The 2,720-nt window shown below is 59.6% G+C and carries 3 protein-coding genes; all 3 read left to right on the forward strand.

Translation table 11 applies throughout. The features are described 5' to 3' along the window. Positions 1-120: 120 nt before the first annotated feature. Positions 121-570: a MerR family transcriptional regulator gene (locus tag AC0L2P_RS32015; protein ID WP_473507218.1), complete on the forward strand. Its 450-nt coding sequence runs from the start codon at positions 121-123 to the stop codon at positions 568-570. Between the two features lie 395 nt (positions 571-965). Next, positions 966-1,175, forward strand: a complete 210-nt coding sequence (locus tag AC0L2P_RS32020) for a hypothetical protein (protein ID WP_473507219.1) — start codon at positions 966-968, stop codon at positions 1,173-1,175. 1,025 nt (positions 1,176-2,200) lie between these two features. Continuing rightward, entirely contained in the window at positions 2,201-2,392 is a 192-nt protein-coding gene (locus tag AC0L2P_RS32025; protein ID WP_287202927.1) for a hypothetical protein, read from the forward strand. Positions 2,393-2,720: the final 328 nt, after the last annotated feature.

The raw sequence follows: 2,720 nt of genomic DNA on the forward strand, positions 1-2,720 counted from the left end.
CGCACAGTCCATGCCGGTCAGGCGATAGCGGGTCTGAGCTTCGGTCACTGGAAACCTCACGGGCTTGCAAAGGGTGACCCTGCTCCTACATCCTCTAGTGACTAGAGGAGCAAGCACAAAATGGAACAGGTGGTCTTTATTGGTATCGCAGCGGACATGACCGGGATAAAGGTCCCGACAATCCGCTTCTATGAGCAAATCGGCCTCGTTGATCCTCCGGCCCGGACGGAAAGCAATCGAAGGATCTACGACGAGCGTGACTTGCGGCGGCTCAAATTCATCCGCCATTCGCGGGAGCTGGGGTTCGACATGAAGGACATCCGCGCGCTCCTCAAACTGCAGGACAGGCCGAACGAGCCCTGCTCGGAAGCTGACGCTATCGTGGTTGCCAAGCAGGCAGACGTCCGGCGCATGATCGCCAGCCTACAGTCTCTTGAAGCCGAGCTTGATCGTATGGCCAGCTGTCGTCACGAGCGCGTTGAGAGCTGTCCCGTGATCAACACGCTTGCCGATCACAGTCTGTGCCAACATCACGATGGAGTGCCCATCGCGGAAGTGCGCAGTCAATGAAGCGAAGCGTCGCGATCACTCCCCCAGCAGCGCCCTTCGCATTACCCTGGTGGCAACCTCCAGCCGGGCCTCGTCGCCGCCGTAAGCCTCCCACTACCGCGCCACTGGACCGCCCGAGGATGAGGTATTCGTTCGGCAGTAGAGCGCCGCTCAGCCTGATCCTGCCAGTCATGCTGTGCCTTAGGCTGTGAACCGTCACCTTCTTGTCGGCTACGATCTTCCGGACGTTCTTCATCAAAGCGGCTGAGGCCGCATCACTGCCACCGGTGCGACCATAGGCTGGGGATAGTAGCTCTTGTCCCTGCGCAGCCTCACGGCCTCCTGAGCCGCCTCGAGCGCGTCCCCAATCAGCGGCAGTTTCTGACTGAGCCTTTGGTTTTGGGCCTGCGGTGTGGGTGAACGACAAGGATGTGCGGGAATTTGTGATCAAGCCGAGCGTCGCTCACCAACAGTCCGGTGATCTCGATGGCCCTTTCCGCCGCCGCCAGTTGGCGCTCGGCTTGCGCATGGACTGCGTCATACCGCCTCATGACCTCAGCGTGGGTCTTTCCCAGCGGCATAATGATTTCGGTCTTGCCCACTATCGGCCGCAAAATCTGGCCTGACCTTGCGCCTGTAGCGGTATCGACCTTTGCGCAGTTGAACGTATCGGAGGTCTATCATCATCTCTCGTGTTCCCCTTGGTGGACCTCATTGGGAACTCGGGAAACGCTTACGCCCATGAAATCATTTGGCTATAAGGCTTCTGCGGAAAGAATGGTGCCCCGAAGGGATTCGAACCATCGGCACGTGCGGACTAGTTGTCCGTCTTGGCCGTGGCCGTCGCTTTCGGTACGGCGTCGCCGAACACACGACCGGATAGGGGATCGGCCACACGCCAAAATTACATGCTCTTGGCACGGCGGTAGCGCTGGACGGTAGAATTCTCACCCTACGCTTGGCTGCGCCGACGGCGAGTGGCGCTAGCTTCTCAACCCATTTCTACGCCATTTCCGAAACTCGTCGCATAAGACATTTTGTTCTCTTCCATCTGACCCATCCTCTCTCCGATTGGACCTTCGAGAGGAGCGCGAACATGGGGCCACACTGTAGTACGCCGCAGTTTGGGGAAACTGTTTTGGTCGCGGGGTTGGGCGCGAGACGAACGGATCTGGTGTTTCAAAATCGGGTTTGCCGGTTCGACGCAGACCGGAATGGCCCGCGGCCGGTCTCCGCACTAATCGAGCTTCGTGAACTCTTCAGATTTGTCGATCAGGGATAGGCTCCGGGGCGATGCCGCGTGCTGGCCGATTGCCTGGTTCGCCAGCCGTAGAGGGGCGTTGCGCACCTTGCAATGGCGTGGCCTCGGTTGAGGAGCTCGAACGCTGTCTGGCGGTCGCGGCCTACTTGGTCGTCCGTCATGGGGAGGCCTACATCCATGAGTTCGATTCCTGCAAGCGGCCGGTTCTTTAACCGGCCTTCCCTGGCGCTCGCGCGCCGGCCCGTCGCCGACCTAATCAAAGGGGCTCTCGCATAACACAAAGCGGTGTTTGGTTCATCTGCGATTTGAATCAAATCCGTCTGTGGATATTAACGATTGCGCGACCCTCACCTCGTAGACGGCTAACGCGGGCGGCAACTGAGAGGGTCAATGACAAGCGATTTTTCCGCCGCGCGAGTGCATCTGGATCGAGCGTATCATTACCTGCGAGGCGATGACCCGATGAGCCGGAGGGGGCGCGAAGCCTTGGATTTGCTAATTGAGGCAGTTGCCGGCGAGGAGTTCAAGCAGCCGAGCCAAAACGCGGAGGTGCTAATGTTTCCGATTGGGCGCCGCTTCTGAGGTGATCTCAATTGTGGCAACCATGAACACGGTGTGCAAACACCCTCAGAATACTGCCCGTCCGAAGCCTGTCGCTCACAACCATCCGAATTGAGCTGTCCTGGCTGTAGCTTCCATCATCGTCATCGGCGGCAGCTATTTCGGAATGGCCGCCGTCCGGCAGTTCCGCCGCGCCCGCGCCAAGTTCTGGTGATCGAAGCCGGGCTGCGGCGGAACCGTTTTGCCATCCATTCGCCTACTTTCCTGTCCCGGGACGGCGGCGATCCGAACGGTCGCGCAGATCGAGCTGGCGGTCGGCGCTGCTTTGTGGGCCGTCCTCGCGGATCAC

The organism is Mesorhizobium sp. WSM4836 (assembly GCF_055811815.1).

Excerpts from the sequence above, each read along its gene's own strand:
- AC0L2P_RS32015 (WP_473507218.1), top strand. The coding sequence starts at position 121 with ATGGAACAGGTGGTCTTTATTGGTATCGCAGCGGACATGACCGGGATA.
- AC0L2P_RS32025 (WP_287202927.1), top strand. The coding sequence starts at position 2,201 with ATGACAAGCGATTTTTCCGCCGCGCGAGTGCATCTGGATCGAGCGTAT.